Raw genomic sequence first — 4,148 nt, forward strand, 5'->3', positions numbered from 1 at the left:
ACTTCTGGTACAGCCCCTTCTAAGTTAGAAACCCATTGGCACGAATGGATGGCAGCTAGACAGGAAAAGGTCTGGCAGTTTACGGATAAGGAATGGGTGTGTGAAATTAAAAACGTTCACCATCGTATTACCCATAACGGCGATTTTGATAGTTGGCGAATCTTTAATAGGGATATTGACCATAAAACTCTCGGCTTGTGGTTAGAACGGGTATTACATACTCCCAATACCACTCAAGGTGATTCTCCTAAGATTGCAGGGATGATGGATTTATTAGTAACTAAAGGAAATTGGTATGCTGCGGTAAGACTGGCTTATCAACAGGCGATTTCTTTAGATATTAAATCGGCTTTTGGGTCAGAACAACCAAGCAAAAATGCCCCCAACACTATCCCCAGTATAGAAAATCTCAAAGCTTGGGCGGATATATTTGAGAAGGTTTTTCAGAAAGAAATTAAGTTCCAAAAACAGGCGATTGCGAAGCTAGCCACCCTCAAGGATACCTTAAAGGGTTCGACAGTTCCTACAACGGACTTTCTCACCGCTACGCATAAAGGCATCGATCCTGTGGCTTTAAAAGCTTCTCTCAGTTTGCATCAGGCATTCTGTGAAGGTTTAAAAAGTCATGATTCCACCGCCCATTGGACGAACTTACAGCGCATTAACTTTGTTCGATCTACCATCACCGCATTTTTAGAAAATGACCTTGATCGTGCCACTCAAATCTTTATGGCGAGGGCGAAAGGCAGTTTTGGTCTAGTTACGACTTCTACCCTATCGGAATCGGAATTAGTACTTAGTGCGAAAGGGCAGCCGATAACTGTAGGTTTTAACTGGGAACGAGGCTATATGGTTTATGCTTCCGAACCTGCTGCGGTAGATCGGATTTTGTTACACCAGCCTCAATCTTTTCGTTTGGATCTCGATGCTGTTAATGGCGAAGTAGCGAAAGTTAGTGCCAAAGATATTAAGATCTATTCTCTACTCCACGAACAGGAATTAGGAGTATTGCATCTCAAGGATCGCTGGATCTCGATGACAAAACACCGTCACCTAAAATATATTCAGCTTTCCCAGACAGGGGTAGATCCGATCGCCGAAGACATTCAAGCTATCCCCCAGACTCTCCAGCAAATTAAGAACTCTTGGCAAAATCCTACCTCCCTCAATCGACGTAGTGCCGACTATTTAATCTATCTCCTCACCGAAAAAGTACAACGGTTTGAGAAGAAACAACAGTTAATGTTCAAAGCGGGATTAGTCAGTCAAATTAGAACTCTCCCCACCGTAGATATTTTAATTACAGGGGAAGAAAATAGCCTTTGGATAGGACAAAAATTCGCCCAAGATCTCAGAACGGTTTTTCCCTTCCTCAACATTGTTACCCGTTCGGCAAATGAAATCTTACAACAATTAGACCGCAGCTTTGCCAAGTTAAACCTAAATCGCGACTCCCTAATTTTTGCCATTACCCAATCTGGTCAAACCTTTTCTACCAGCCAAGTGATTAAAGTCTTCGACCATTTATCCAGTCAAGGAACGATTGGCGAATTGTTTATCCTGACGGGAGAACTCAGCAGTTTTATCAACTCTACCCAAGGAAAGGGGGGACTAACAACTATTACTAATTCTTCCTTTGTAGACGGCGAAAACAACCATCGCTATCGCATTTTTGTTAACGGTAGCGGGCGTAGAACTACCGAAGCTAGTACGGTTACGGTAGCTGCCACAGTACATACTTTAACGGAGTTATTGCTGTACGTTGCATAACAAATGCGTCAAGACTTTCCTCGTTCTACTCCTTTAGGTATGACTCTTAACCCCGAAAGCCTGATGGTTTTAGCAATGATGAAAGAAGATTTTATAAGTAAAAACGTCCCGCAAATTATTGGTCTTACCTCAGAAGGCAAACCCCTCAAATCCCCGACTAAAAACGCCCTTATCAATCAGGGCGAATATTGGGCGAAGCACGTTACCGAAACCCCTCTAGCCTGGGTAATTCAAGCAATATATATCATTATCTCCGTCGGCTGGGTAATTCCTTTTGGTCATCCTTTGCCCCTAGTTAAAACCTTATTTAGTTCTTTGTTATGGCTATTCAACTTACCTATAGGTATCAATGATACCGTCGCACCTGTCATCACTATTGCCGACATCGGCGTGTATATTTTCGGGGCATGGTTGTGGACGCTAGCCATTCGCTATATTCAGGGCAGACAGCTACTTGCCAGAACGGGCAAAAGAACCCTAGTCATCGGCGATGTCTTTTGGTTAAACAAACTATTGCAAGCCTATGTAAGTAAACTCTTTGCCCTCAGCTACGGCATTGCCACTATAGAAGTTCACAGTGCCGATCCTCAAAATCATCTCCTCCACGACTTCGGACATCGGGTAGTACGGGGTACATTAATCTGGCTGGGTATTCCCGATGGCAGACGCAGCCCTCAACAACAATCGGCAGAAAGCGCGGTAATTATGACGGGTAAACAAGCTAACGGCATCAAAAACTTTAATATCGGTGCAGAAATAATTGCTTTAGGACAAAATCCTGCGATTTCCCGTCAAGGATTTAGCAAGTCTTTAATCCTTAACAGCAACAGCGACACCGTTTATTTTCGTGCGATCGATCCAGAACAACGAGAACAAATCGAACAACTGCGAGAATCCTGTTTTGGTTCGTTAGAACGCCTCTGTGCCAGTTACGTCTTCTTCTGGGCATTAGCCAAAAAGGTGGCATCCTTCCCCTTCCTAAAATACCAATACTGGAAATCTCAAAGTCGCACCAAAGTCATGACTACTGCTTCTCCTGTGGGTGGTGTGGATGTTTCCAAGTTGAATAGACAAAGAACTAGTCAGCGCACTTCGGTTGAGGATTATATGAATAGGAATTAGAACATAGAAGATGGGTAGAGCGATCGCTTTACTTAAGAAAGACTATGATAGATATATCTTCCTGTTCTGTACATAGCGAGATAGCTTATGCTTAAATTGTGTAGCTATTAAACATGGATAAATTTCTGTAACTTAACCAATAAACCATCTTGATTAAGTATTTTGCTGTAGAGAACTTTCGTTCTATCAAAGAAGAAAATATACTGGAATTTGATGCAGGATTGCCCAAAGACAGTCCTTATGTAGCAAATCCTACTATTGGAATTGCTGGGGCAAATGCGTCTGGTAAATCTTCTTTATTGCAAGCACTAAACTTTACTTTATGGTTTATGCAGAATTCTTTTCTTGGATGGAATATAAATAATTTAATACCATTAGAACCATTTATTAACTGTCAAGACAAACCTACTAAGTTACATATAGTTTTTGCACATCAAATATTAGTCGATCGGCAAAAAAAATATGTTGATTTTGAGTATCTTCTGCACGCTACAAGAGAAAAAGTTATTACAGAAGAATTATCATATTATCCTTACAAAAGCAAGAGGTTAGTATATCATCGTCATCTCGATAAGATAAAGCAAGGCAGTACTGTTGATAAACTAGAACCAGAGTTATGGAAAGACTTAAGAGCTAACTGTTCAATAGTTTCTCTTGCTTCTCAATATGCAAGTCAAAATATTGCTAGAGAATGTAGAAAATACCGTTCATGGAGTAATTTAAGTTATATAGGTTTAAAAAATAGCGATTTTCATCCCAGTATGTTGGAAGAGTTAATACAAGAATATGGATTTGCTAAAGATGACATAATTAAGTATTTAAAAATTGCAGATCTAGGAATTAGCAATTTTAAAATCGCACAGAAAGATTTTATTAAATATTTGCTTTTCAAGCACAAAGTAGATAACTCTACACAAGACTTTGACGATAGGCTTGAAAGCGAAGGAACAAAGCAATTTATAGCAATACTTTATGAAATAATGCAATCTTTATTTGCTGGTCATTTGACTATTTTGGATGAAATAGAAATTAAACTACATCAAAACTTAGTTGCTTATATTATTGGCTTGTTTCAGAATAAATACGAAAATCCACACGGGGCGCAATTAATCTTTTCTTTTCACAATACTTATTTCATGGATATCCTAGAACCAAGTCAGCTTTGGTTTACCGAAAAGAACGATCGCGGCTATACGGAAATATTTTCAGCAGCAGATTTCAAAGATATCAAAAAATTACAGCAAAAAAGCTTAGAA

The 4,148-nt window shown here is 39.8% G+C and carries 2 protein-coding genes and 1 pseudogene; all 3 read left to right on the plus strand.

The window, feature by feature from the left end; all coding sequences use genetic code 11:
• Positions 1-1,770, plus strand: a pseudogene (locus tag AC33VI_RS23615) (hypothetical protein); the annotation flags it as partial.
• A 3-nt stretch (positions 1,771-1,773) separates the two neighbouring features.
• Entirely contained in the window at positions 1,774-2,892 is a 1,119-nt protein-coding gene (locus AC33VI_RS23620) for a hypothetical protein (RefSeq protein ID WP_491784703.1), read from the plus strand.
• 149 nt (positions 2,893-3,041) lie between these two features.
• The coding region (locus AC33VI_RS23625) for an AAA family ATPase (RefSeq protein ID WP_491784704.1) at positions 3,042-4,148 on the plus strand (1,107 nt) is incomplete at its 3' end.

This window comes from Waterburya sp., from assembly GCF_058530065.1.